Annotated in this window: 19 protein-coding genes and 1 tRNA gene; 5 read left to right on the top strand and 15 right to left on the bottom strand. The window is 70.1% G+C overall.

Features of this window, described 5'->3' with window-relative positions:
* The first annotated feature begins 22 nt into the window (after positions 1 to 22).
* Together LPC04_RS22495 and xylB are read left to right on the top strand one after the other, a co-directional pair.
* A complete protein-coding gene (locus LPC04_RS22495; RefSeq protein WP_275684529.1) occupies positions 23 to 949 on the top strand; it encodes an AraC family transcriptional regulator in 927 nt (308 codons plus the stop codon).
* 2 nt (positions 950 to 951) lie between these two features.
* A complete protein-coding gene (gene xylB, locus LPC04_RS22490) occupies positions 952 to 2421 on the top strand; it encodes a xylulokinase (RefSeq protein WP_275684548.1) in 1470 nt (489 codons plus the stop codon).
* Here the strand turns inward: xylB and LPC04_RS22485 are convergent.
* The 8 genes from LPC04_RS22485 to LPC04_RS22450 form a co-directional block, all read right to left on the bottom strand.
* Complete coding sequence (locus LPC04_RS22485) at positions 2418 to 2771, bottom strand: hypothetical protein (protein WP_275684528.1); 354 nt, start codon at positions 2769 to 2771, stop codon at positions 2418 to 2420. The two genes, xylB and LPC04_RS22485, sit on opposite strands and share 4 nt — an antisense overlap.
* Positions 2772 to 2932: 161 nt before the next feature.
* The gene (gene miaB / locus LPC04_RS22480) at positions 2933 to 4285 is read right to left on the bottom strand and encodes a tRNA (N6-isopentenyl adenosine(37)-C2)-methylthiotransferase MiaB (protein WP_275684527.1); all 1353 of its coding nucleotides are present in this window, start codon (positions 4283 to 4285) and stop codon (positions 2933 to 2935) included.
* Positions 4286 to 4489: 204 nt separating this feature from the next.
* Positions 4490 to 4993: a hypothetical protein gene (locus LPC04_RS22475; protein WP_275684526.1), complete on the bottom strand. Its 504-nt coding sequence runs from the start codon at positions 4991 to 4993 to the stop codon at positions 4490 to 4492.
* Between the two features lie 139 nt (positions 4994 to 5132).
* Positions 5133 to 7046, bottom strand: coding sequence for a glucans biosynthesis glucosyltransferase MdoH (mdoH, locus tag LPC04_RS22470; protein ID WP_275684525.1), 1914 nt, complete (start codon positions 7044 to 7046; stop codon positions 5133 to 5135).
* A complete protein-coding gene (locus tag LPC04_RS22465; RefSeq protein WP_275684524.1) occupies positions 7043 to 8590 on the bottom strand; it encodes a glucan biosynthesis protein G in 1548 nt (515 codons plus the stop codon). Before LPC04_RS22465 ends, mdoH begins: the two co-directional genes overlap by 4 nt.
* Before the next feature lie 209 nt (positions 8591 to 8799).
* On the bottom strand, positions 8800 to 10167 hold the full coding sequence (locus LPC04_RS22460) for a sigma 54-interacting transcriptional regulator (RefSeq protein ID WP_275684523.1): 1368 nt from the start codon (positions 10165 to 10167) through the stop codon (positions 8800 to 8802).
* Between the two features lie 111 nt (positions 10168 to 10278).
* Positions 10279 to 10881, bottom strand: a complete 603-nt coding sequence (locus LPC04_RS22455) for a hypothetical protein (RefSeq protein ID WP_275684522.1) — start codon at positions 10879 to 10881, stop codon at positions 10279 to 10281.
* Positions 10868 to 12292, bottom strand: a complete 1425-nt coding sequence (locus LPC04_RS22450; RefSeq protein WP_275684521.1) for a sensor histidine kinase — start codon at positions 12290 to 12292, stop codon at positions 10868 to 10870. Before LPC04_RS22450 ends, LPC04_RS22455 begins: the two co-directional genes overlap by 14 nt.
* 142 nt (positions 12293 to 12434) lie before the next feature.
* On the opposite strand from LPC04_RS22450, the gene panE reads away from it, so the two are divergent.
* Positions 12435 to 13376 carry a 2-dehydropantoate 2-reductase gene (panE, locus tag LPC04_RS22445; RefSeq protein ID WP_275684520.1) on the top strand — a complete coding sequence of 314 codons (942 nt, stop codon included), beginning with the start codon at positions 12435 to 12437 and terminating at the stop codon, positions 13374 to 13376.
* Positions 13377 to 13617: 241 nt separating this feature from the next.
* Here the strand turns inward: panE and LPC04_RS22440 are convergent, their stop codons facing one another.
* The 5 genes from LPC04_RS22440 to paoA form a co-directional block, all read right to left on the bottom strand.
* Complete coding sequence (locus LPC04_RS22440; protein ID WP_275684519.1) at positions 13618 to 13977, bottom strand: response regulator; 360 nt, start codon at positions 13975 to 13977, stop codon at positions 13618 to 13620.
* Between the two features lie 8 nt (positions 13978 to 13985).
* Positions 13986 to 14156 (bottom strand): DUF1328 domain-containing protein, encoded by a 171-nt coding sequence (locus LPC04_RS22435; RefSeq protein WP_275684518.1) that lies wholly within the window; start codon positions 14154 to 14156, stop codon positions 13986 to 13988.
* A 595-nt stretch (positions 14157 to 14751) separates the two neighbouring features.
* On the bottom strand, positions 14752 to 16977 hold the full coding sequence (gene paoC, locus LPC04_RS22430; RefSeq protein WP_275684517.1) for an aldehyde oxidoreductase molybdenum-binding subunit PaoC: 2226 nt from the start codon (positions 16975 to 16977) through the stop codon (positions 14752 to 14754).
* Entirely contained in the window at positions 16974 to 17930 is a 957-nt protein-coding gene (locus LPC04_RS22425) for an FAD binding domain-containing protein (protein WP_275684516.1), read from the bottom strand. The genes paoC and LPC04_RS22425 overlap by 4 nt, the downstream gene beginning before the upstream one ends.
* Positions 17927 to 18583, bottom strand: coding sequence for an aldehyde dehydrogenase iron-sulfur subunit PaoA (paoA, locus tag LPC04_RS22420; RefSeq protein ID WP_275684515.1), 657 nt, complete (start codon positions 18581 to 18583; stop codon positions 17927 to 17929). The genes LPC04_RS22425 and paoA overlap by 4 nt, the downstream gene beginning before the upstream one ends.
* 118 nt (positions 18584 to 18701) lie before the next feature.
* Between paoA and LPC04_RS22415 the strand changes: the two genes are divergently transcribed.
* Positions 18702 to 19448: a hypothetical protein gene (locus LPC04_RS22415; RefSeq protein WP_275684514.1), complete on the top strand. Its 747-nt coding sequence runs from the start codon at positions 18702 to 18704 to the stop codon at positions 19446 to 19448.
* 64 nt (positions 19449 to 19512) lie between these two features.
* Here the strand turns inward: LPC04_RS22415 and LPC04_RS22410 are convergent.
* Positions 19513 to 19589: transfer RNA gene (locus LPC04_RS22410), tRNA-Met, on the bottom strand.
* A 143-nt stretch (positions 19590 to 19732) separates the two neighbouring features.
* On the opposite strand from LPC04_RS22410, the gene ftsY reads away from it, so the two are divergent.
* A complete protein-coding gene (gene ftsY / locus LPC04_RS22405) occupies positions 19733 to 20983 on the top strand; it encodes a signal recognition particle-docking protein FtsY (RefSeq protein ID WP_275684513.1) in 1251 nt (416 codons plus the stop codon).
* A gap of 46 nt (positions 20984 to 21029) precedes the next feature.
* Here ftsY and LPC04_RS22400 read toward each other — a convergent pair whose 3' ends face one another.
* The gene (locus tag LPC04_RS22400; RefSeq protein ID WP_275684512.1) at positions 21030 to 21575 is read right to left on the bottom strand and encodes a peroxiredoxin; all 546 of its coding nucleotides are present in this window, start codon (positions 21573 to 21575) and stop codon (positions 21030 to 21032) included.
* Positions 21576 to 21645: the final 70 nt, after the last annotated feature.

Here is a 21645-nt window from a genome sequence, read left to right as displayed (position 1 = left end):
TCGACGAGACGACGAGGCCGCCATGCATACCGCTCCCCGTGTCCGCGCGCCGGAGATCGAACACGATCACCTGCGCGACCCCATCCTCGGCTACGACCCGCCCGAAGGCTGCGGCTTCCTGCGCTGCCTGGCGCACGGCATCCCGTCGCCGCTGATCCGCTGGCATCACCACGACGAGTACGAGCTGCACCTGATCATGCAGACCTCGGGCAAGGTCTTCGTCGGCGACTACATCGGCCACTTCCAGCCCGGCCACCTCGTGCTGACCGGGCCGCGCGTGCCGCACAACTGGATCTCCAGCGACGCGCCGCCCGGCGGCGTCGCGCTGCGCGACCGCGTGATCCAGTTCGCGCACGAGCCCATCGAGCAGGCCTGCGAGCTGTTTCCCGAGTTCAAGGAGATCCTGCCGCTGCTGGAACAGGCCAAGTACGGCATCGAGTTCTTCGGCGTGTCCGAGATGGCGCAGGCGCACTTCGAGCGCGTCGCCTCGAGCCGCGGCCTGGCGCGCATCGCGGGCTTCTGCGAGTTCATGGGCATGCTCGCGCGCTGCAAGGACTTCCGTCTGCTCTCCAGCGTGCAGCTGCAGTGCGCGGAGGACGACGAGTCGATGGCGCAGGTCAACGCGGTCGTGAGCTACATCAGCGAGCACTGCGGCGAGCCGCTGTCGATGGCCGAGGTCTGCGAGCGCTTCCGCATGCCCGAGAGCCGCTTCTCGCGCTTCTTCCGCCGCGCGACGGGCAACACCTTCACCGACTTCGTCAACCGCATGCGCATCAGCAAGGCCTGCCAGCTGCTGATGGACACCGACCGCTACGTGACGACGATCTGCTACGAGGTCGGCTTCAACAACGTCGCCAACTTCAACCGCCGCTTCCTCGAGATCAAGGGCATGACGCCGACGGACTTCCGTCGCCAGTCGGCCTCGCGCTTCGGCATCGAGACGCATTGAACATGTACCTTGGCATCGACCTCGGCACGTCCGCGCTGAAGGCCGTGCTGCTGGCCGAGGACGGCCGCATCGTCGCGCAGCAGAGCGCGCCTCTGGAGGTCTCGCGGCCGCATCCGCAGTGGAGCGAGCAGTCGCCCGCGGACTGGTGGCGTGCGCTGGGCATTGCGCTGACCGAGCTCGCGCGCACGCACGCGAGCGCGATGCGCGCGGTGCGCGCGATCGGGCTGTCGGGCCAGATGCACGGCGCGGTGCTGCTCGATGCGGCGGGCGACGTGCTGCGGCCCGCGATCCTGTGGAACGACGGCCGCAGCGAGCCGCAGTGCGCCGAGCTCGCCGAGCGCGTGCCGCGGCTGGCGCAGATCGCCGGCAACCTCGCGATGCCCGGCTTCACGGCGCCCAAGCTGCTGTGGGTGCACGACCACCAGCCGCAGATCTTCGCCAAGGTCGCCAAGGTGCTGCTGCCCAAGGACTGGCTGCGCTGGAAGCTGAGCGGCGAGTTCTTCACCGACTGCTCGGACGCGTCGGGCACGCTGTGGCTGGACGTGGCTGCGCGCGAGTGGTCCGACGAGCTGCTCGCCGCCTGCGGCCTGACGCGCGCGCAGATGCCTGCGCTCGTCGAAGGCAGTGCGCCGGCCGGTCGCCTCAAGCGCGACGTCGCCGAACGCTTCGGCCTGAACGCCGGCATCGTCATCGCCGGCGGCGGGGGCGACAACGCCGCGAGCGCGGTCGGCATGGGGGCGATCGCGCCCGGCGACGGCTTCGTCTCGCTCGGCACCTCGGGCGTGATCTTCCTGTGCAGCGATCGCTTCCTGCCCGCGCCGCAGTCGGCCGTGCACGCGTTCTGCCACGCGCTGCCGCATGCCTGGCACCAGATGAGCGTGATGCTGTCGGCCGCGAGCGCGCTGCGCTGGGTCACGCAGCTGACCGACCGCCGCGACGAGGCCGAGCTGCTGGCCGAGGTCGAGGCGCTCGACGAGCGGTCACTGGACCAGGCACCGCTGTTCCTGCCCTACCTCGCCGGCGAGCGCACGCCGCACAACGACGCGCAGGCGCAGGGCGTGCTGTTCGGCCTGACGCACGAGCACGGCGCCGCGGCGCTGGGCTACGCGGTCATCGAGGGCGTGTCGTTCGGCCTGCTCGATGGCTGGCAGACGCTGGACGAGCCCACGCGCGCATTGGCGCGATCGCTGGATCTGGTCGGCGGCGGCGCCCGCAGCGCGACCTGGGGCCGCCTGCTGGCGACGCTGCTCGATCGCCCGTTGACCAAGCGCGATGGCGGCGAGGCCGGCGGCGCGCTGGGCGCCGCGCGACTCGCGTGGCTGGCCGATGGCGGCAGGCTGGAGGAGGTCTGCGCGAAGCAGGCGGTGATCGAGTCGTTCCAGCCGCAGCCCGAACGCCGCGCGGCGTTGATGTCACGCTACGCGCGGTTCCGCGCGCTCTATCCGCTGCTGCGGGACAGCTTCAGGGTCTAGCGGATACAGACGATCGAATCGTCGCAACTGGCCGCCGGATGCGACAGCCACCAGGCCGCGCCGATCACGACGCCCACGGTGACCAGCACCACCGCCACGCTGGCGACGATGCGCGTCCACGAACAATCGCTGTGGCTCTTGCTTTCCTCGAAATCGGCCGGCGCCTGCTTGCCCAGCAGGCGTTCGCCGAGGAACTCGGCGGCCGCGGCGGCGGGAAAGATCAGCAGGAACAGCGCGAGCCATTGGCCGAAGCCGTTGGGTTGAAGCGGCGACCACTCCATGCGGGTCATCGCGCACAACAGCAGGGACAACCCTGCATAGACGGCGAGCATCCGGACAATCGCATTCATCCTGCGCGCTCCTTTTCCCAATCGAGCGGCCCAGGATAGCGTCAATCGCCCGTGCGGTGCTTGAATCCAAGCCTTCGCGTGCATCGAAAACGCTGCTCGGCAGCCCTCCGACTGCCAGATTCGTCACGGGCCCTGGTGGAATCACCTAGGCGCGCGCGACCTCAGGCCGCGGCCATCGAGTCCGTCGTCACGATCTCGGCCCGCAGCGAATGCGGATACGCCGCCGTGATGTTGACGTCGATCAGCTGGCCCACCAGCCGCGCACCGTTCGGGCCGGCCGGGAAGTTGACGATGCGGTTGCACTCGGTGCGGCCCATCAGGTCGTCGGCGCTCTTGCGGCTTCGGCCCTCGACGAGGATCTTGTGCACCTGTCCCACCATGGCTTCCGAGAAGCGCAGCACGTTGGCCTCGAGCACGGCCTGCAGGTGCTGCAGGCGCTTGAGCTTGACCGACGAGGCCGTCGGGTCGAGCAGGTTCGCGGCCGGCGTGCCCGGGCGCGGGCTGTAGATGAAGCTGAAGGACGCGTCGAAGCCGACGTCGTCGACCAGCTTCATCAGCTTGTCGAAGTCCTCGTCCTCCTCGCCCGGGAAGCCGACGATGAAGTCGGTCGACAGCCGGATGTCGGGCCGCACCGCGCGCAGCTTGCGGATCGTGCTCTTGTACTCGAGCGCCGTGTAGCCGCGCTTCATTGCCGACAGGATGCGATCGGAGCCGTGCTGAACGGGCAGGTGCAGGTGGTTGACGAGCTTGGGCACGCGGCCATACACGTCGATCAGCCGCTGCCCGAATTCCTTCGGGTGGCTGGTCGTGAAGCGGATGCGCTCGATGCTGGGGAACTCGGCGATCGTCTCGAGCAGCAGCGCGAAGTCGGCGAATTCGTCGGTGTCGCCCATCTTGCCGCGGTAGGCGTTGACGTTCTGTCCGAGCAGCGTGATCTCCTTGAGACCCTGGTCGGCGAGGCCGGCGACCTCGGTCAGCACGTCGTCGAACGGCCGCGAGACCTCCTCGCCGCGCGTGTACGGCACCACGCAGTAGGTGCAGTACTTGGAGCAGCCTTCCATCACCGACACGAACGCGCTCGCGCCCTCGACGCGCGCCGGCGGCAGGTGGTCGAACTTCTCGATCTCGGGGAAGCTGATGTCGACCTGCGCCTTCGAGAACGCGCGGCGGTCGGCGATCATCTTGGGCAGCCGGTGCAGCGTCTGCGGGCCGAACACGAGGTCGACGTAGGGCGCGCGCTCGACGATGGCCGCGCCTTCCTGGCTCGCCACGCAGCCGCCCACGCCGATCAGCACGCCCTTGGCCTTCAGGTGCTTGATGCGGCCGAGGTCGGAGAACATCTTCTCGGCGGCCTTCTCGCGCACCGAGCAGCTGTTGTACAGGACGAGGTCGGCCTGCTCGACGTCGTCCGTCTTCTCGTAGCCGTCGGCGGCCTGCAGCACGTCGGCCATCTTGTCCGAGTCGTACTCGTTCATCTGGCAGCCGAACGTACGAATGAAGACCTTCTTGGTCATTGGAGCCCCTCCCGCGCCGAGTACAGCGCTCCGTCCCCCGAGGGGACTGCGGGCCTCCTTGGGGCGGCCCGGCGCACGGGCCGCAGGAAATTTGCCGAAGGATGAGTCATGGGGTGCTCCTTGCGCGGGCGGGCGCGCGTGGCCTCGTCGCGAGGCCGGTGAAATCGGGGAAGGGACGCGCGCGCCGTCACGGCGCGACGCGACTCAGGGCTTGGTCCAGGTCTGCGCGATCGGGTCGAAGGTCCACGCGGCGGCGTCGGCCGGCGTCTCCGGCCAGGGCTGCTTCGCGGCCTCGGCGGGCGTGAGGATCCACACCTCGTAGACCTGGCCGGCGACGTCGAGCGTGAAGTCGACGCTCGCCTTCACGCCGACCAGCTGGGTCGACATCACGAGCAGGTTGTTGTAGCCGTGGACGCGGTAGGCCGTGGCCATCTGCGTGACGTTGCCGTTCAACTGGATGTACGGCGGCGTGCCGAACAGGATGGTGCCGCGCAATGCCTTCTGCGGGAAGTTGCGGCGCAGCGCCTGGCCGTCCGACTGCGCGGCTTGCGCGGCGGCCAGCGCGGCCGCCTGCGCAGCCTGGTTGGCCTGCGCGGCACTCGCCGCGGCCTGCGGCGACTCGACGGGCCCGAGCACCTGCGCCGACGCGATGGCCGGTGCGAGCGCGGCGAGGGCCAGCGCGAGGGAGAGCGAAACACAGCGGTTCATGGTGTAGATCCAGGGGCTGTGGAGGACATGGGCACCGGCGTTGGCAGGCACCCGCAAGAGCGGCGCCCGGAGGCGCCGCGAGGGTCACATTGTACGGGCCGAAGGCGCACGCGCCGTCGACGGGAGCGTGACGTCTGTCTCAGGCCGTGACGAGGCGGCGCAGCGCCGCCGGGCTCATCTTGGCGAAGCTCCAGGCCTGGCGCAGCACGGTCGGCGACGACGATTCCTCGGGCACCAGCAGCAGGCGCGCGCGGCGCACGCGCTCGCCCAGCGAGGTGCTGCCGGTGAGCACCGTGAACGGCACGGCCAGCACCAGCGGCAGGCCCACCGGCATCATCCACAGCACGGCCGACGAGCCGGCCAGGCTCATCGCGGCGGCGATGGCCGCCACGACCAGGCTCACGGGCGCGAAGCGCTGCGCGGCCTCGCTCCAGGCGACGTCGTTGGCCTCGCGCGGGGGCGACTTCCATTCCAGCTTCCAGCCCGTCATCGCGCCGACCACGAACAGCGTGTGCGCGACCATGCGCAGCGGCGCCAGCAGCATCGCCAGCGCGGCCTCGAGGAACGCGCTCTGCACCAGCTTCGCGCCGCCGCCGAAGCGGCCGGTCTCGCGGCGCATGAACACGGCGGCCACGCCCAGCAGGCGCGGCAGCACCAGCATCGTCAGCGTGCCGGCCCACAGGCCCGGGATGCCGATCGCCAGCGTGCCTTCGGGCGTGAACAGCACGTTGCCGCCGACCAGCCACAGCAGCGCGCCCAGCACCACGTACAGCAGCCACAGCGGCGCCGACACGTAGGCCATCGCGCCGGTGGCCAGCATGCCGCGGTGCACGGCGTGCAGGCCCGGCTCGGCGATCAGGCGGGCGTTCTGCAGGTTGCCCTGGCACCAGCGGCGGTCGCGCTGCAGCTCGGCCAGCAGGTGCGGCGGCTGCTGCTCGTAGCTGCCGACGAGATCGGCCACCAGCCACACGTGGAAGCCGGCGCGGCGCATCAGCGCGGCCTCGACGAAGTCGTGCGACAGGATGTGGCCCGAGAACGCGCCCTTGCCTTGCAGCGGCGCGAGGCCGCAGTGCTCCATGAACGGCTTGACGCGGATGATCGCGTTGTGGCCGAAGTAGTGCGCCTCGCCCAGCTGCCAGAACTGCATGCCGACGGTGAACAGGTTGCCCGTCACGCGGGCCGCGAACTGCTGCGCGCGCGCATGCAGCGTCGCGTGGCCGACGGCCTGCGGCGCGGTCTGCAGGATGCCCGCGGTCGGGTGCTTCTCCATCAGGCGCACCAGCGTCTGCAGGCAGTCGCCGCTCATGACGGAGTCGGCGTCCATCACGACCATGTACTTGTAGTTGGCGCCCCAGCGGCGGCAGAAGTCGGACACGTTGCCCGCCTTCTTCTTGGTGCGCACGCGGCGCACGCGGTAGAACACGTTGCCGCGGCCGGCGAGCGAGTCGCGCAGGTCGGCGAAGGCGGCGCGTTCCTCGGCGATCACGGCCTCGTCCTTGCTGTCGGACAGCACGAAGATGTCGAACGCGTGCAGCGCGCCGCTGCGCTCCAGCGACGCCGCGGTGGCGCGCAGGCCGGCGAAGACGGTGGCGACGTCCTCGTGGCAGATCGGCATGATCAGCGCGGTGCGGCCGTCGGCCGGCAGCGGCGCGTCGCCGGCGTCGGCCGCGGAGATCGCATGCCTGTCCCCGCGCACCAGCACGAAGAACCCCATCAGCGCCGTGAAGCAGCCGGCCGCGACCCACGCGAACAGCAGCGCGAACAGGCCGATCTGCAGGCCTTGCAGGATCGGATGCTGCAGCTCCTGCTGGCCGCTCGCGAGCACCCAGGCGGCGAACGCGGTGGCCACGAGGATCAGCGCCAGCAGCACGCGGCGGCGCACGCGCACCGCGCTTTCCCACGCGAGCGGCTTCGCCTCCAGCGCGGCGGCTTCGGGCGTCACGACGCATTCGGCGCGACCCAGCACGCCGTTCCAGAAGCCGCTCCACGCGCGCGGCAGCATCGGGCTGCGCACGATCGTCGGCATGGTCGAAGCACGGGCGGAGTTTTTCATCGGGGAGGTATGACGTGTGTCCATGTTTCGCTCAGGATGTCGTTGCCATGCTGAAGAAAGGCGCGCAGCTCGACGGGCTCGTCGGCGTTGCGCTGCTTGAATCGGATCGCGAGGCGCCACGTGCCGTTGGCCTCGTTGCGGTAGCAGTTGGTGGAGACGACGTCGACGTTGGCGACGCCGGTCACCACCGCCTTGACGGCCGCGTCGGCCGGCAGCGCGGCGAGCGACGGCCCGGCGAAGTCGACGATCACCTGCTCCTCGCCCTTGCCGAGCGACGCGAAGCTGCGGCCGCTGCGCGACTGCGTCACCCACGCGCCCGGCGGGTGCTGCTGCTCGTTGCCTTGCCAGCGCATGCGGTACGCGAGATCCAGCGGCTCGCCGGCGGCGGGCAGCTTCGAGGGCACCCAGTAGGCGACGATGTTGTCGTTGGTCTCGTCGACGGTGTTGAGCTGGACGAGTTCGACGCGGCCGGGGCCCCAGTCGCCGACCGGCGTGATCCACGCGCTCGGGCGCAGCTCGTAGCGCGCCTCGTCGTCCTCGTAGCTCGTGTAGGCGCGGTCGCGCTGCATCAGGCCGAAGCCCTTGACCGACGACGGCATCGCGAACGAGGTCGTCAGGATGCGCTTCGGATTGCTCAGCGGACGCCACAGCCATTCGCCGGTGCCCGACTGCACCATCAGGCCGTCGGAGTCGTGCACCTCGGGGCGGAAGTCGCCGGGCTGCGGCTGGTTCTCGCCCGAGAAGAACATGCTGGTCAGCGGCGCGATGCCCAGCGTCGCCACGTTCTTGCGCAGATAGAGCCGCGACTGAACGTCGACGACCGTGTCTTGGCCGGGCGTGACGACGAAGCGATAGACGCCCGTCACGCTCTTCGAGTCGAGCAGCGCCGTGATGGTCAGCGACTTCGCGTCGGCGGCCGGCTTCTCGAGCCAGAACTCGGTGAAGCGCGGGAACTCCTCGGCGCCGGCGCCGACCGTGTCGACCGCCAGGCCGCGCGCCGACAGCCCGTAGCGCTGGTCCTTGCCGATCGCGCGGAAGTAGCTGGCGCCCTGGAAGACGATCACCTCGTCCTTGTGGGTCGCGTTGTTGATCGGGAAGTGGACGCGAAAGCCCGCGTAGCCCGACGCCAGCGCCTTCGACGGTGGCTTGTTGTGGCCGTAGTCGAAGTCGGCGGTGTCGAACGCGATCGGGCGCGACGCGCCGTCGGCCGCCACTTCGTTGATCCTGACCGTCTCGGTGTTGACGAAGCCCGGGTGGAAGAACTGCACCTCGAACGGCAGCTTCTGGTCGCGCCACAGCGAGTGGTCGGGGCGGAAGCGGATGTCGCGGTACTGGTCGTAGGTCAGCTTGTCGGCGGCGTTCGGGGCAGCCGGCCTGGGCTGCGCGACGAAGGGCGCTTCGGCCAGCTGTCGAGCACGTGCGCCGACGTCGTCAAACAGCGCCGCGCACGCCTGCAGGCTCGTGAGCGCGAGGGCCGCACTGACGAGCAGGGAATGCAGGGCTACAGAGGAGAAAGGGCGGTTTCGACGACCCGGGATGTGCATCTGGCGAACGGAGGAAAAGCAGGGTTGCTGTCCTTCATTCGCAATGCACGTGCCAACATGAAAAAGCTATGTGAATCAATCACTTGGAAGGGGGTGCCCCGGCAAGCTGTCGTTCGGCTGTCGAAAATCCACGAAAACCGTCGGGCTGAGGCGACGTGTGCACTGCACAATCGCCCAAGTTGTTGATTTTGAAAGGATTTCAGTTGTCGCTATTCGGCGACAGAGCCGTCGCTCCTGAACAACCCCGGGGTCAGGCCATGCTTCTGCATCAGCCGGTAGAACTCGGTGCGGTTGCGATCGGCCAGGCGCGCGGCGTCGGCCACGTTGCCGTCGGTGATCTTGAGCAGGCCGACGAGGTAGTCGCGCTCGAAGCGTGTCCGCGCCTCGGTGTAGCTGAGTACCTCCACGCTGGGCACGCGCAGCGCGCGCTGCACCAGCGCGAGCGGCACCAGCGGCGTGGTGGCCAGCGCGGTCACCTGCTCGACGACGTTGTGCAGCTGGCGCACGTTGCCGGGCCAGGACGCCGTCGTCAGCGCCTTCATCGCGTCCGGCGCGAAGCCGTTGACCTTGCGGCCGTACTTCAGCGCGAGGCGCGCCAGGAAGTGCGCGGCCAGCAGCGGGATGTCCTCGCGCCGCTCGGCCAGCGTGGGCAGCGACAGCGAGACCACGTTGAGCCGGTAGTACAGATCCTTGCGGAAGCTGCCGTCGATGATCGCGAGGTCGAGGTCGCGGTGCGTCGCCGACAGGATGCGCACGTCGACCGGCACCGCGTGGCTCGCACCCACCGGACGCACCATGCGCTCCTGCAGCACGCGCAGCAGCTTGACCTGCAGCGCCACCGGCATGTCGCCGATCTCGTCGAGGAACAGCGTGCCGCCGTTGGCCGCCTGGAACAGGCCCGGGTGGTTGGCGACCGCGCCGGTGAACGCGCCCTTGACGTGGCCGAACAGCTCCGACTCGAGCAGGTTCTCGGGAATGGCGCCGCAATTGACGGCCACGAACGGATGCCCCGAGCGCGGGCTCGCGCGGTGGATCGCCTGCGCGACCAGCTCCTTGCCGCTGCCGCTCTCGCCGCGGATCAGCACGCTCGCGTCCGACGCGGCGACGAGCTTGGCCTCGGCCAGCACCTCGGCCATGCGGTTGGAACGGCTGACGATCTCCGCGCGCCAGGCCTCGACCTCGCCGCCGTCGGACGCCGTGTCGGCCGCGCCCTCCATCGCGATCGCGTTGGCGATGACGTCGAGCAGGGCCTTGCCGTCGAACGGCTTGGTCAGGTAGGTGAAGACGCCGCGCGAGGTGGCCTCGACGGCGTCGGGGATCGTGCCGTGCGCCGTCAGCAGGATCACCGGCAGCGACGGGTGCTGGGCCCGGATCGCGTCGAACAGCGCGAGCCCGTCCTTGCCGGGCAGCTGCACGTCGCTGAGCACCAGCTGCGGCCGCTCCATCGCGAGCTTGACGAGCGCCTCCTCGGCCGACGCCGTGCCCGTGACGCGATAACCCGCGCCCGTCAGCCGCATCGACAGCAGCCGCAGCAGGTCGGGATCGTCGTCGACGACGAGGATGTGGGCACCAGTCATGACGACCCCTCCCGCGCCGGGTACAGCGCTCCGTCCCCCGAGGGGACCGCGGGCCTCCTTGGGGCGGCCCGGCGCACGGCCCGCGAATGCGTGCTGACGATGGCCATCATCTCAGGGCTTGGGCGACGACGCCGGCGGCGACTGCCGCGTGTTGAGGCTGCGCTCGATCGCCTTCAGCGCCTCGAGCTTGGCGTTGGCGTCGTCGAGCTTGCGCTGGTTGTCGCGCTGCGCGTCGCGCAGCTGCTGGGCGCTGCGCTCGGCGACGTCCTCGGCGCGCTTCTGCTCGGTCAGGCGATAGGCCAGCAGGCGCGCGAGCGAGCGCCATGGGTCGGCCTGCGGCGTGTTGTTGTGCAGCACCTGGTCGATGACGCCCTGGGCGCGCGCGAGATCGCCCGGGTTGTGCGTCATGCTCATCGCGAGCGCCTGATCCATCTGCTGTTCGATGGACGCGCCCTCGAGCGGTCGCGACGCCTCGGCCGTCAGGTCGGCGGTGTTGAGCGCGCTGAGGCGATCGGTGGTGGCCAGCAGGTGGCGCGCGGCGAGGTCCTGCGCGTCGCGCGCGGGCTCGCACTTGACGACGGGGGCGACGACGACCGGTGGCGGCGGCGGCGGCGGCGGCGGCTTGGGCGTGACGCAGCCGGCGAGCGCCAGTGCCGCGAAGGCGGCGGCCAGGCCCGCACGTGTCGGCTTGGAGGGGACTTCAATCGCTGACATGAGGAAGCTCGATTCGAAAATGGGCACCGGGCCCGTCGGACAACAGGTCGACGCGGCCGCCATGGGCCTGGATGTATTCGCGCACGATCGACAGCCCGATGCCGGTGCCGCGCACCGCGCCGTCGGGCTGCACTTCGCCGCGGAAGAAAGGCTCGAAGATGCGCTCGCGGTCGGCCGGCGCGACGCCGGGGCCCTGGTCCTGCAGGTCGATGCGCACCTTTCCGGGCGATGACGACAGCGTGAGGAACAGCTTCCCGGCGACGGGGCTGAAGCGTATCGAATTGGACAACAAGTTGCCGAGCGCCGCCGACAGCTTGTCCGCGTCGACCGCCAGCACCGGCGCCTCGCCGTTCAACTCGATCGTCAGGTGGCGCGCCTGCCACTGAAGCCGCTGCTCCTCGACCAGGCCGTGCAGCAGCGTGCGCAGGTCGGTCTCGCTGCGGTTGAGGCGGCGCGCCTCGAAGGCAGCCGCGTTGAAGCGCAGCAGCGCCTCGATCTGGTTCTGCAGCGTGGCGGTGTTGTGGCCGAGGATGCGCGCGATCTCGCGCTGGTCGGCGGTCATCGGGCCGGCGACGCCGTCCTCCAGCAGCGCCACGCCCTCGCGCAGCGCGGCCAGCGGCGTCTTCAGCTCGTGCGAGGTGTAGCGCAGGAAGCGCGCCTTGTCCTCGTCGAGTTCCTTCAGCCGCAGCCGCAGCCACTCGAGGCGGCGGCCGAGCGAGCGCAGGTCGCTCGGGCCGCGGATGTCGACGGGCGCGTCCATGCGGTTCTCGCCGAGGCCGGCGATCGCGCGCTCCAGCCGCTTGAGCGGCCGCGTGAGCCAGACGCCGAAGGCCAGCGCCAGCATCGCCGCGAGCACGATGGCGCCCAGCACCTGCGTGCCCACCGACGCGCGGCCGGCCTCGAGCTGCGCCTGCAGCGCGGCGCTGCGCTCGTCGTCAAGCCGGCGCACGGCCTCGGCGATCTGGGCGTTGAGGCGATCCAGCGTGCGGAAGCTCTGGTCGAGCGCGTCCTCGCGCTGCTGGATCGACGCCTTCGGGCCGCCCAGCTCGTCCTTGATCGGCTGGATCTGGGCGAGCCACTGCGTCGAGAGCTGCTGCGGCAGGTCGTGGCGTCCCATCTCGCCGAGCAGCCGGGTCGCGTCGTCGCCGGCCTGCGTGAAGCCGCGCAGCAGCGACGGATCGTCCAGCACGATGTACTGGCGCGCGCTGCGCTCCATCGCCACGCGCAGCTCGGCGAGCTGGCGCGCGTCGGCGGTCAGCAGCAGGGCGCTGGCCGTGGCGACGCGGCTCTGCGCCATCACGCGCTCGAGCGTGAACAGGCCGCCCAGCGACGCGGCGGCGAGCAGGCCGGCGATCAGCAGGAAGGCGGCGAGCAGGGTCTGCCGGAACGACAGGCGCAGGAAGTTGGACAAGCGGGCTCGGGTTTTGCGAGAGGCGAAGCGCGCATTGTCACGCGAGCGCGCCACACGTCGCCATCGGGTCATTCCGAGCGTGCCCGGCAGCAAGCGCCGCGTTGTCCCATACTGCCGCGAACGCGCAACGAGGGGTGCGAGCATGAAGATCCTGATCGTCGGCGCCGGCTCGACCGGCGGCTATTTCGGCGCCCGCCTGACGCAGGCCGGACGCGACGTCACCTTCCTCGTGCGCCCCGCGCGCGCGGCCGCGCTGCGCGAGCGGGGGTTGCAGGTGCTGAGCCCGCGCGGCAACTTCAGCGTCGAGCCCCGTCTGCTGCTGGCCGGCGAGATCGACGAGCCGTTCGACATCGTGCTCGTCACCGTCAAGGCCTTCGGCCTGCCCGCCGCGATCGAGGACTTCGCCGCCGCGGTCGGCCCCGAGACGATGATCCTGCCCGTCCTCAACGGCATGAAGCACATCGACGACCTGCAGGCCCGCTTCGGCGCCGAGCGCGTGGTCGGCGGCGTGTGCCGGGTGTCGACGACACTGGACAAGGAGGGCCGCATCGTGCACCTCGCGCCGCTGCACGAGCTGGTCTACGGCGAGCTCGATGGCCGCAGCACGGCGCGCATCGAAGCGCTGCACGCGTTCATGAGCGACGCCGGCTTCGACGCGCAGCTGAGCACGCACATCGCGCAGGACCTGTGGAACAAGTGGATCCTGCTGTCGACGCTGGGCGGCATCTGCACGCTGGCGCGCGGCAACGTCGGAGAGATCGCCGCCACCGACGGCGGCGTCGATTTCGTGCGTGCATTCCTGGCCGAGGCTGCGGCGGTCGCGACCGCCGCCGGTTTCGCGCCGAGCCAGCCGGCGCTCGATTTCATCCTCGGCGTGGTGGCGGCGCCGGGCTCGCCGATGACGTCGTCGATGTACCGCGACCTGGTCGGCGGCGAGCGCGTCGAGGCCGACCAGATCCTCGGCGACCTGCGCGCGCGGGCGCGGCGCGCGGGCATCGAGACGCCGCTGGTGTCGGCCGCGTTCATCCAGCTGGACGTCCACCAGCGCCGCCGCGCGACGGCCCAGGCTCCCTTGATTCGGTGAGTCCGCGCCGCGCGAAAGCCGTGCGTGCGCCGGCGCGTCGTCGCTAAACCCGGCCGATGCCCACCCCGCGGCCGCCGACTGATCCGCCATCTCTACGCGCAGGGCGACGTGCGGCCGCTGGCCATCGTCGTGGTGTCGGGCCGGACTGCCGGCGGGCGTCCGGATGCGGACGAAGCCGGTGGAGAGCGCGAGCTTCGTCGAAGCGGTCAACCAGGCGCTGGATGGCGGCTGAGCCGCGCGTTCAGGGCGCGAGCGAGTCCACCAGCTTGGCCAGCGCGGAGGCCTGCGCCGGCTTCTGCAGGAAACCGTCGAAGCCGGCCCGCCCGGCCTCGTCGCCGGTCTTGGCCCACTCCTGGCCCGTGAGGGCGATCAGCACGGGCTTGTCGCCCAGGCGCGAGCGGAATTCCTTGGCCGTGTCGAAGCCGTCCAGCATCGGCATCTGGATGTCGATGAAGGCGATGTCGGGCGTGAACTTCGAGGTCAGTTCGACGGCGGTGTCGCCGTCGTAGGCGACCTCCGTCTCGTGCCCGAGCAACTTGAAGAAGGTCGCCAGCGAGTCGGCGTTGTCGCGGGAATCGTCGACGAAGAGGATCTTGGCCACGTGAGTTCCTACAGCTTCTTGGCGATGGTCACGCCAAGCAGGATGAACACGACGACCAGCCCGAGGAAGACGAAGAAGATGGTCTTGGCGACGGCCGCGGCGCCGGCCGCGATGCCGGTGAAGCCGAGCAGGCCGGCGACGATGGCGATGATGGCGAAGATGAGGGCCCAGCGAAGCATGGTGGTCGTCCCGTTGAAGAAGAGTTGATGGAGCGAATCATCGGATGCCCACGGTCGCGCGAGGCTAGGCGGGCGACTCGACACGTTGTGGGACTGCGCCGACAAGAAGGAACGCGGCTTGCTGCCGGCGTGTCTGACCGAACGTGGGCTCGATGGACAGCGTGGATCTGCAGTGCAGGGCAGGTGGCCGCTTGGCACGCGCGACGAGCGCGTCGTGCTGGGCACGGTGACGCAACGCTCGGAGTCGCGCAACAACGCTGGGGTCACCAACGCTGGGGTCAGGTCTTGCCTTTTGCCCGGAAGACGTCGTCTCCGCCTGACGTGAGGGTCGACGAACCGGCTTGAATTGCTCTGGGGTCAGGTCTTGCCTTTTGCCTCTCGCCAGCCGCTTCACCTCGAATGCCGCCTTTCGCGAGGCAAAAGGCAAGACCTGACCCCATCGATCGGGCGTTCTGTTTCATAGCGCGGAGGCCGCCCCGTGCAGGCAAAAGGCAAGACCTGACCCCATCGATCCGGACCCCATCGATCTGACCCCATCGATCTGGCCTTCGACGGGTCGATGTCCCCGTATCCGCCAGGCCGGCCGCCGAGCCGGTCACGCCACCTGCGGCAGCCTGTCGAGGAACTTGTCCAGCGTGATCGGATACTGGCGCACGCGCGCGCCGGTCGCGTTGTAGACCGCGTTGGCGACGGCCGCGGCCACGCCGCACAGGCCCAGCTCGCCGACGCCCTTGGCCTTCATCGGCGACGAGATCGGGTCGGTCTCGTCGAGGAAGATCACGTCCTGGTACGGGATGTCGGCGTGCACCGGCACCTCGTAGCCCGCGAGGTCGTGGTTGACGAAGAAGCCGAAGCCGGGGCGCTTGTCGACGACCAGTTCCTCCATCAGCGCCGCACCCACGCCCATCGTCATCGCGCCGATCACCTGGCTGCGCGCCGACAGCGGGTTGAGGATGCGGCCCGCGGCGCACACGGCCAGCATCCGGCGCACGCGGATCTCGCCGGTCGCGGCGTCGACCGCCACCTCGACGAAGTGGCCACCGAACGTCGACTGCTGGTAGGTCTTGTCCAGCTTGCCGTACTCGATGCCGTCCTCGGCGACGAGGCCGTCGGGGCCCGCGGCCTGCGCCGCCTTGGCGAGCGACATGGCGTGCTCGCCGTCGCTGACGTTGCCGTCGGCGAAACGCGCGTCGGCACTCGCGATGCCGGCTTGCTTCGCCACCATGTCACGCAGCTTCATGCACGCCGCATAGACGCCCGAGGTGGAGTTGTTCGCGCCGAACTGGCCGCCCGAGCCCGCGGACACCGGGAAGTCGGAATCGCCCAGCTTCACCACGACCGTGTCCAGGGTGACCCCCATCGTCTCCGCCGCCGTCTGCGCGATGATCGTGTAGCTGCCGGTGCCGATGTCGGTCATGTCGGTCTCGACGGTGATGACGCCGTGGCGATCGAGCTTCACGCGCGCCTTGGACTTCATCAGCAGGTTGTTGCGGAACGCCGCGGCCATGCCGTGGCCGATGAGCCACTGGCCGTCGCGCACCTGTCCCGGCTTCGGATTGCGCCGGTTCCAGCCGAAGCGCTCGGCGCCGAGCCGCAGGCACTGCACCAGCTGCCGCTGCGAGAACGGGCGGCCGGGCTTCTCGGGGTCGACCTGCGTGTCGTTGCGCACGCGGAACTCCACCGGGTCGATGCCGGCCTTCTCCGCCGCCTCGTCGATCGCGATCTCCAGCGCCATCAGTCCCGACGCCTCGCCCGGCGCGCGCATCGCGTTGCCTTCGGGCAGGTCCAGCTCGGCGAGCCGCATCGAGGTCAGCCGGTTCGCGCCCGCATACAGCAGCCGCGTCTGCCCGACCGCGGTCTCCGGGCCACCGCCCTTCAGGTCGCCCGACCAGCTCTCGTGGCCGATCGCCGTGATGACGCCGTCCTTCGTCGTGCCGATGCGGATGCGCTGGATCGTCGCCGGGCGGTGCGTCGTGTTGTTGGGGATCATCGGCCTGGCCAGCGCCACCTTCACCGGCCGGCCGACGGCCTTCGCGCCGAGTGCGGCCATCACCGCGTCGGCGCGCACGAACAGCTTGCCGCCGAAGCCGCCGCCGATGAAGGGCGACACCAGGCGCACGTTCTTCTTCGGGATGCCGAGCGTCTTGGCGACGTCGCCGACGCCCCACGCGATCATCTGGTTGGACGTCCACAGCGTCAGGTGGTCGCCGTGCCAGGACGCGATCGACGCGTGCGGCTCCATCATCGAGTGCGAGTGGTCGGGCGTCGTGTAGGTGGCGTCGAGCTGCACCGGCGCGGCGGCGAACGCGGCGTCGAAATCGCCGACCTTGCTGACGGGCGGGCCGGTGAGCTCGGTCTGCCTGGTCAATGGCGCGCCGTCCTTCTCGGCGGCGAGGTCAAAGTGGCCGTCGTCCTTCTCGTACTGGATCTTGAGCAGCATCGCGGCGTCGCGCGCCTGCTCGAAGGTTTCGGCGACCACGATGGCCACGGCCTGGTGGTAGTGCTCGATCTCCGGGCCGCCGAGCAGCCTGGCGGTGTTCTTGTCGCCCTTGCCGAGCTTGCCGGCATTACGCGACGTGACGATCGCCAGCACGCCCGGCGCGGCCCGCGCGGCGGCCTGGTCCATCGCGACGATGCGGCCCTTGGCGATGGCGCTGCCGACGATCACGCCGTAGGCCGCGTTCTTCACCGCGTCGTGGCGCTCGTAGGCGTACGGCGCGCTGCCGGTGGTCTTGAGGCCGCCGTCGATGCGCTGCGTCGGCTTGCCGACGATGCGCAACTGGTCGATCGGGTTGGTGGTGGCAGGGGTATCGAACTTCATGCGGCGGCCCTCGCTTGCGACAGCGCCGCCGCGAGCGTGCGCTCGGCCAGCGGCAGCTTGAAGGCGTTCTCGGCGGTCGGCTGCGCGCCGGCCAGCAACTTGTCGGTCACGGCCTTGGCGCCGTGCGGCATCTGCGCTTCGGCCGACTCGTCGCGCCACGGCTTGGCGGCGACGCCGCCGAGCGCGACGCGGCCCGTGCCGTCCTTGCGCACGATGGCCGCGACCGACACCAGCGCGAACGCGTACGACGCGCGGTCGCGCACCTTGCGGTAGATGTGCACGCCGCCCATCGGCTTCGGCAGGCTCACCGCGGTGATCAGCTCGCCTGGCTCCAGCGCGGTCTCGATCTCGGGATGGCCCTCGGGCAGCTTGTGGAAGTCGGCGATCGGGATCGTGCGCGTGCGGCCGTCGGGGCGCACCGTCTCGACCGACGCGTCCAGCACGCGCATCGCCACGGCCATGTCGCTGGGATGCGTGGCGATGCAGGCCGGGCTCGTGCCGATCACCGCGAGCTGCCGGCTGTAGCCGCCGACGGCGCTGCAGCCGCTGCCCGGGTGGCGCTTGTTGCAGGCCTGGTTGGTGTCGTAGAAGTAGGGGCAGCGCGTGCGCTGCAGCAGGTTGCCCGCGGTGGTCGCCTTGTTGCGCAGTTGGCCCGACGCGCCCGCCAGCAGCGCGCGAGACAGCACCGCGTAGTCGCGGCGCACGCGCTCGTCGGCTGCGAGGTCGGTGTTGCGCACCAGCGCGCCGATGCGCAGGCCGCCGTCGGGCCCCGGCTCGATCTTGTCCAGGCCCAGCGCGTTGACGTCGACCAGGTGCGGCGGCGTCTCGATCTGCAGCTTCATCAGGTCCAGCAGGTTGGTGCCGCCGGCGATGAACTTCGCGCCCGGCTGCTTCGCGACGGCCGCGGCCGCCTCGGCGGGCGTCGTCGCGCGTTCGTACGTGAACGGTTTCATGCCGCACCTCCGCTCGCTTCGGTGATGGCCTCGACGATGTTGGAGTACGCGCCGCAGCGGCAGATGTTGCCGCTCATGCGTTCGCGCAGCTCATCGACCGACAGCAGCGGCTTGACGGTGAGGTCGGTCGTGACGTGGCTCGGGATGCCTTGCCGCACCTCGTCGAGCATGGCGACCGCCGAGCAGATCTGGCCCGGCGTGCAGTACCCGCATTGGTATCCGTCGTGCTTGACGAAGGCGGCCTGCAGCGGATGCATGTGGTCGGGCGTGCCCAGGCCCTCGATGGTCGTCACCTGCGCGCCCGGATGCATGACGGCCAGCGTGAGGCACGAGTTGATGCGGCGGCCATCGACGATGACCGTGCACGCGCCGCACTGCCCGTGGTCGCAACCCTTCTTCGTGCCGGTCAGCTGCAGGTGCTCGCGCAAGGTGTCGAGCAGCGTGGTGCGGGTGTCCAGCGTCAGCGTGTGCGACTTGCCGTTGACATCCAGCGTGACCTGCGCGGTCGGCACGCCGGGCTTCGCCGCGGCCGGTGTCCTGCCCGGGGGCGCCGCGTGCGCGGCCCCGGTCGCGGCCACCGCCGACGACGCGCTGGCGAGCAGCAGCTCGCGGCGCCTGATCGGCAGATGGCATCCGTTGTCCTGTTCAACCATGGGCGGGCTCCTTGCGGTGGCTGGCGTCGGTGCCCCCGCGCGTCGCGCGCGCGAGGGCGAAGGCCAAGCCCCTCCGAAGGCAAGCGGGGTGCCCCGTCGAGCGCTCACAATCCGCGTCATGACGAAGAAGCGAACGCGTGCGTCGCAGCGGCGCCAGGCGCAGGCGAGCACCACCTGGACGGCGGCGGAGGTCGGACTCGATCCCCAGCGCTACGACGCCATGCTGCGCTCCGTGTTCGACCACCCCGTTCCGCGCGAACAGCATCTGGAGTGGTGCTGGGACGCCGACCATCTTCCCTTCGAGGCATCGTCGCTGGAATGGACGCGCTTCCAGGCGGTCCTGTTCGGCAACGCCGGCAGCCATCTCGCGGCGTTCGATGACGAGCAGGTGGGCATGGGCCTGGGCTACCTCATGGACAACGGCCGGAGCGACGTGCCCTATGCCGCCATCGACCCGTCGGTGCCGATCGACGAGGCCATGCGCATGATGCGCGCGATGCCCGGCCTGTGGCGCGACTGCTTCGGCCCGCGCCTGGCCAACGTGCGCGCCCGGATCGGCTCGGGCGCGGGCGGCCGCCTCGGCACCACCTGCTACATGTGGTTCGACGTCTGGCCGACGTTCTACCTGGCGCGCGAGTTGCCCGAATGGCGCGACGCGATGTCGGCGTTGCTGCTCGAGTTGCTGGGCATGCCCTGGCGCGCCGTGCAGGTCTCGGCGCTGCACGGCATCGGCCACAGCTTGCGCCACCTGGATGGTCAGAAGGCCATGGCCGTGGCGATCGATGCGTTGCTGTCGGGCCTCGATCCGTCGGACGACGAATTGCGGGCCTACGCACTGGCGGCCCGGCTGGGGCTCGTGCAGTAGGCCCGGCAGCGACGCCGCCAAAGGAAAAGCCCGCAGGGCGTTCGCACTGCGGGCTTTCGGGGTTTGGTGGCGCTTCAGGGATTCGAACCCCGGACCTGCGGATTATGATTCCGTCGCTCTAACCGGCTGAGCTAAAGCGCCAAGCCTGCCATTATATGCAACTTTTTGGCCGATAGGGAAGGGGTTGCCGGCACAATGGCGAAAAAGACCATTTGGTCTTGCATCGTGCCCGTCTGCCCCGACCATTGAGCGTCCGCCGGGCCGCCTTCCGAGATCGATTTTCCATGTTCAGCTTCTTCCGCAAGAAAACCGACTCCGGCTCCCCGTGGGAGACGCAGCGCATGCCGGACGTGATGCCGGTGGCCGAGCCGCCGGCGGTCGCGCCCGTGGCGGCGCCGGCGCCCGTGGCCGCGCCGACGCGACCGGAAGTCCAGCCGCCCGTGAGCGTCAGCGTGCCGGCGCCCGCGGCCGCACCGGTGGTCGCGCCGGAGCCGGCGTCCGCGCCGCTCGATTTCCTCAAGCGCGTCTTCACCGGCGCGCCCGAACCGACGCCGCCCGCGCCCGTCGCGGCTCCCGCCCCGGCGCCCGAGCCCGTCGCCGAGGCTCCGCGCGAGGCGTGGTTCCAGCGCCTGCGCAAGGGCCTGGCGCGCACCGGCTCGGGCATCGCGCAGGTGTTCACCGGCGCGCGCATCGACGACGAGCTGTACGAGGAGCTCGAGTCCGCGCTGCTGATGGCCGACGCCGGCGTGCGCGCGACCGAGCACCTGCTGAAGGACCTGAAGCAGCGCGTGAAGGCGGCCGGCTCGACCGAGCCGTCGCAGGTGAAGGCGCTGCTGGCCGACGCGATCGTCGACCTGCTCGCTCCGCTGGAGCGCGCGCTGATGGTGGGCGAGCACCAGCCCACGGTGATCATGGTGGCGGGCGTCAACGGCGCCGGCAAGACGACCAGCATCGGCAAGCTGACGAAGCACCTGGCCGAGGCGAAGTGCAAGGTGCTGCTGGCCGCGGCCGACACCTTCCGCGCCGCGGCGCGCGAGCAGCTCGAGGTCTGGGCCGACCGCAACCAGGTCGAGATCGTCAGCCAGGAGGGCGGCGATCCGGCATCCGTCACCTTCGACGCGGTCAAGGCCGGCAAGGCGCGCGGCTGCGACGTCGTCATCGCGGACACGGCGGGCCGCCTGCCGACGCAGCTGCACCTGATGGAAGAGCTCCGGAAGATCAAGCGCGTGATCACCAAGGCGGACGGCACGGCGCCGCACGAGGTGCTGCTCGTGATCGACGGCAACACGGGCCAGAACGCGCTGGAGCAGGTCAAGTCCTTCGACGCCGCGCTCGACCTGACCGGCCTGATCGTCACCAAGCTCGACGGCACCGCCAAGGGCGGCGTGCTCGCAGCCATCGCGCTGTGGTCGCGCGACCGCGCGGCGCAGTCGGGCAAGAAGGTGATCCCGGTCTACTTCATCGGCGTGGGCGAGAAGCTCGAGGACCTGCAGACGTTCAATGCGCGGGAGTTCGCGAGCGCGCTGCTCAACTGACATCGAGCGCAGCATGAAGAACGGGGCCCGCGGGCCCCGTTTTCGTTCACTGCTTGTGCGTGGTGCGCCAGTCCTCGACGGCCTTCATCGTGTTCTTCACGTGGTCGGCCGGATCCAGGCTCGAGTACGTGTAGAGGATCTTGTCGTCCGGCGTGATCACGTACGAGATGCGGTCGGAGTAGGGCATCACGGCCATCTTGGCGTCGTAGGACTTGATGATGGCCGACTGCGGGTCGGCGGCCACGGCGAACTTGTCGCGGCACTCTTCCTTGGAGAACTTGAGCTGCGTGGCGATGTCGTCGTGCGAGACGCCGACGACGGTGGTGCCGAGCGCGGCGAACTTGTCCGTGGCCTCGGCGAACAGGTGCGCCTCGAGCGTGCAGCCGCTGGTGAACGACTTCGGGAAGAAGTACAGGACGACCGGGCCCTTCTTGAGCGCGTCGGCCAGCACGAGCGGCATCTGCTTGCCGCCGACGGCCGCGTCGGTGGTGAACAGCGGCGCGGCGTCGCCGGGCTTGAGCGCGGCGTGGGCAGTGGCGGTCAGGCCCAGCAGGGCGGCCGTGGGGAGCAGCGGGGTCAGGCGACGAAGCATGTGAGTCTCCAACGACGTTTCGTTTGAACGAGGCCGCGATCGTAGCCCGTCGAGCTGAATCCTGCTGGCG

It is taken from the genome of Scleromatobacter humisilvae (assembly GCF_023231945.1).
Classification (GTDB): domain Bacteria; phylum Pseudomonadota; class Gammaproteobacteria; order Burkholderiales; family Burkholderiaceae_C; genus Scleromatobacter; species Scleromatobacter humisilvae.
The sequence above is the reverse complement of the archived record's forward strand: the minus strand, read 5'-3'. Positions and strand labels throughout refer to the sequence as shown.

Coding starts and splice junctions, on each gene's coding strand:
- LPC04_RS22495 (WP_275684529.1), top strand. CDS start 23: ATGCATACCGCTCCCCGTGTCCGCGCGCCGGAGATCGAACACGATCAC.
- xylB (WP_275684548.1), top strand. CDS start 952: ATGTACCTTGGCATCGACCTCGGCACGTCCGCGCTGAAGGCCGTGCTG.
- LPC04_RS22485 (WP_275684528.1), bottom strand. CDS start 2,771: ATGAATGCGATTGTCCGGATGCTCGCCGTCTATGCAGGGTTGTCCCTG.
- miaB (WP_275684527.1), bottom strand. CDS start 4,285: ATGACCAAGAAGGTCTTCATTCGTACGTTCGGCTGCCAGATGAACGAG.
- LPC04_RS22475 (WP_275684526.1), bottom strand. CDS start 4,993: ATGAACCGCTGTGTTTCGCTCTCCCTCGCGCTGGCCCTCGCCGCGCTC.
- mdoH (WP_275684525.1), bottom strand. CDS start 7,046: ATGAAAAACTCCGCCCGTGCTTCGACCATGCCGACGATCGTGCGCAGC.
- LPC04_RS22465 (WP_275684524.1), bottom strand. CDS start 8,590: ATGCACATCCCGGGTCGTCGAAACCGCCCTTTCTCCTCTGTAGCCCTG.
- LPC04_RS22460 (WP_275684523.1), bottom strand. CDS start 10,167: ATGACTGGTGCCCACATCCTCGTCGTCGACGACGATCCCGACCTGCTG.
- LPC04_RS22455 (WP_275684522.1), bottom strand. CDS start 10,881: ATGTCAGCGATTGAAGTCCCCTCCAAGCCGACACGTGCGGGCCTGGCC.
- panE (WP_275684520.1), top strand. CDS start 12,435: ATGAAGATCCTGATCGTCGGCGCCGGCTCGACCGGCGGCTATTTCGGC.
- LPC04_RS22435 (WP_275684518.1), bottom strand. CDS start 14,156: ATGCTTCGCTGGGCCCTCATCTTCGCCATCATCGCCATCGTCGCCGGC.
- paoC (WP_275684517.1), bottom strand. CDS start 16,977: ATGAAGTTCGATACCCCTGCCACCACCAACCCGATCGACCAGTTGCGC.
- LPC04_RS22425 (WP_275684516.1), bottom strand. CDS start 17,930: ATGAAACCGTTCACGTACGAACGCGCGACGACGCCCGCCGAGGCGGCC.
- paoA (WP_275684515.1), bottom strand. CDS start 18,583: ATGGTTGAACAGGACAACGGATGCCATCTGCCGATCAGGCGCCGCGAG.
- LPC04_RS22415 (WP_275684514.1), top strand. CDS start 18,702: ATGACGAAGAAGCGAACGCGTGCGTCGCAGCGGCGCCAGGCGCAGGCG.
- ftsY (WP_275684513.1), top strand. CDS start 19,733: ATGTTCAGCTTCTTCCGCAAGAAAACCGACTCCGGCTCCCCGTGGGAG.
- LPC04_RS22400 (WP_275684512.1), bottom strand. CDS start 21,575: ATGCTTCGTCGCCTGACCCCGCTGCTCCCCACGGCCGCCCTGCTGGGC.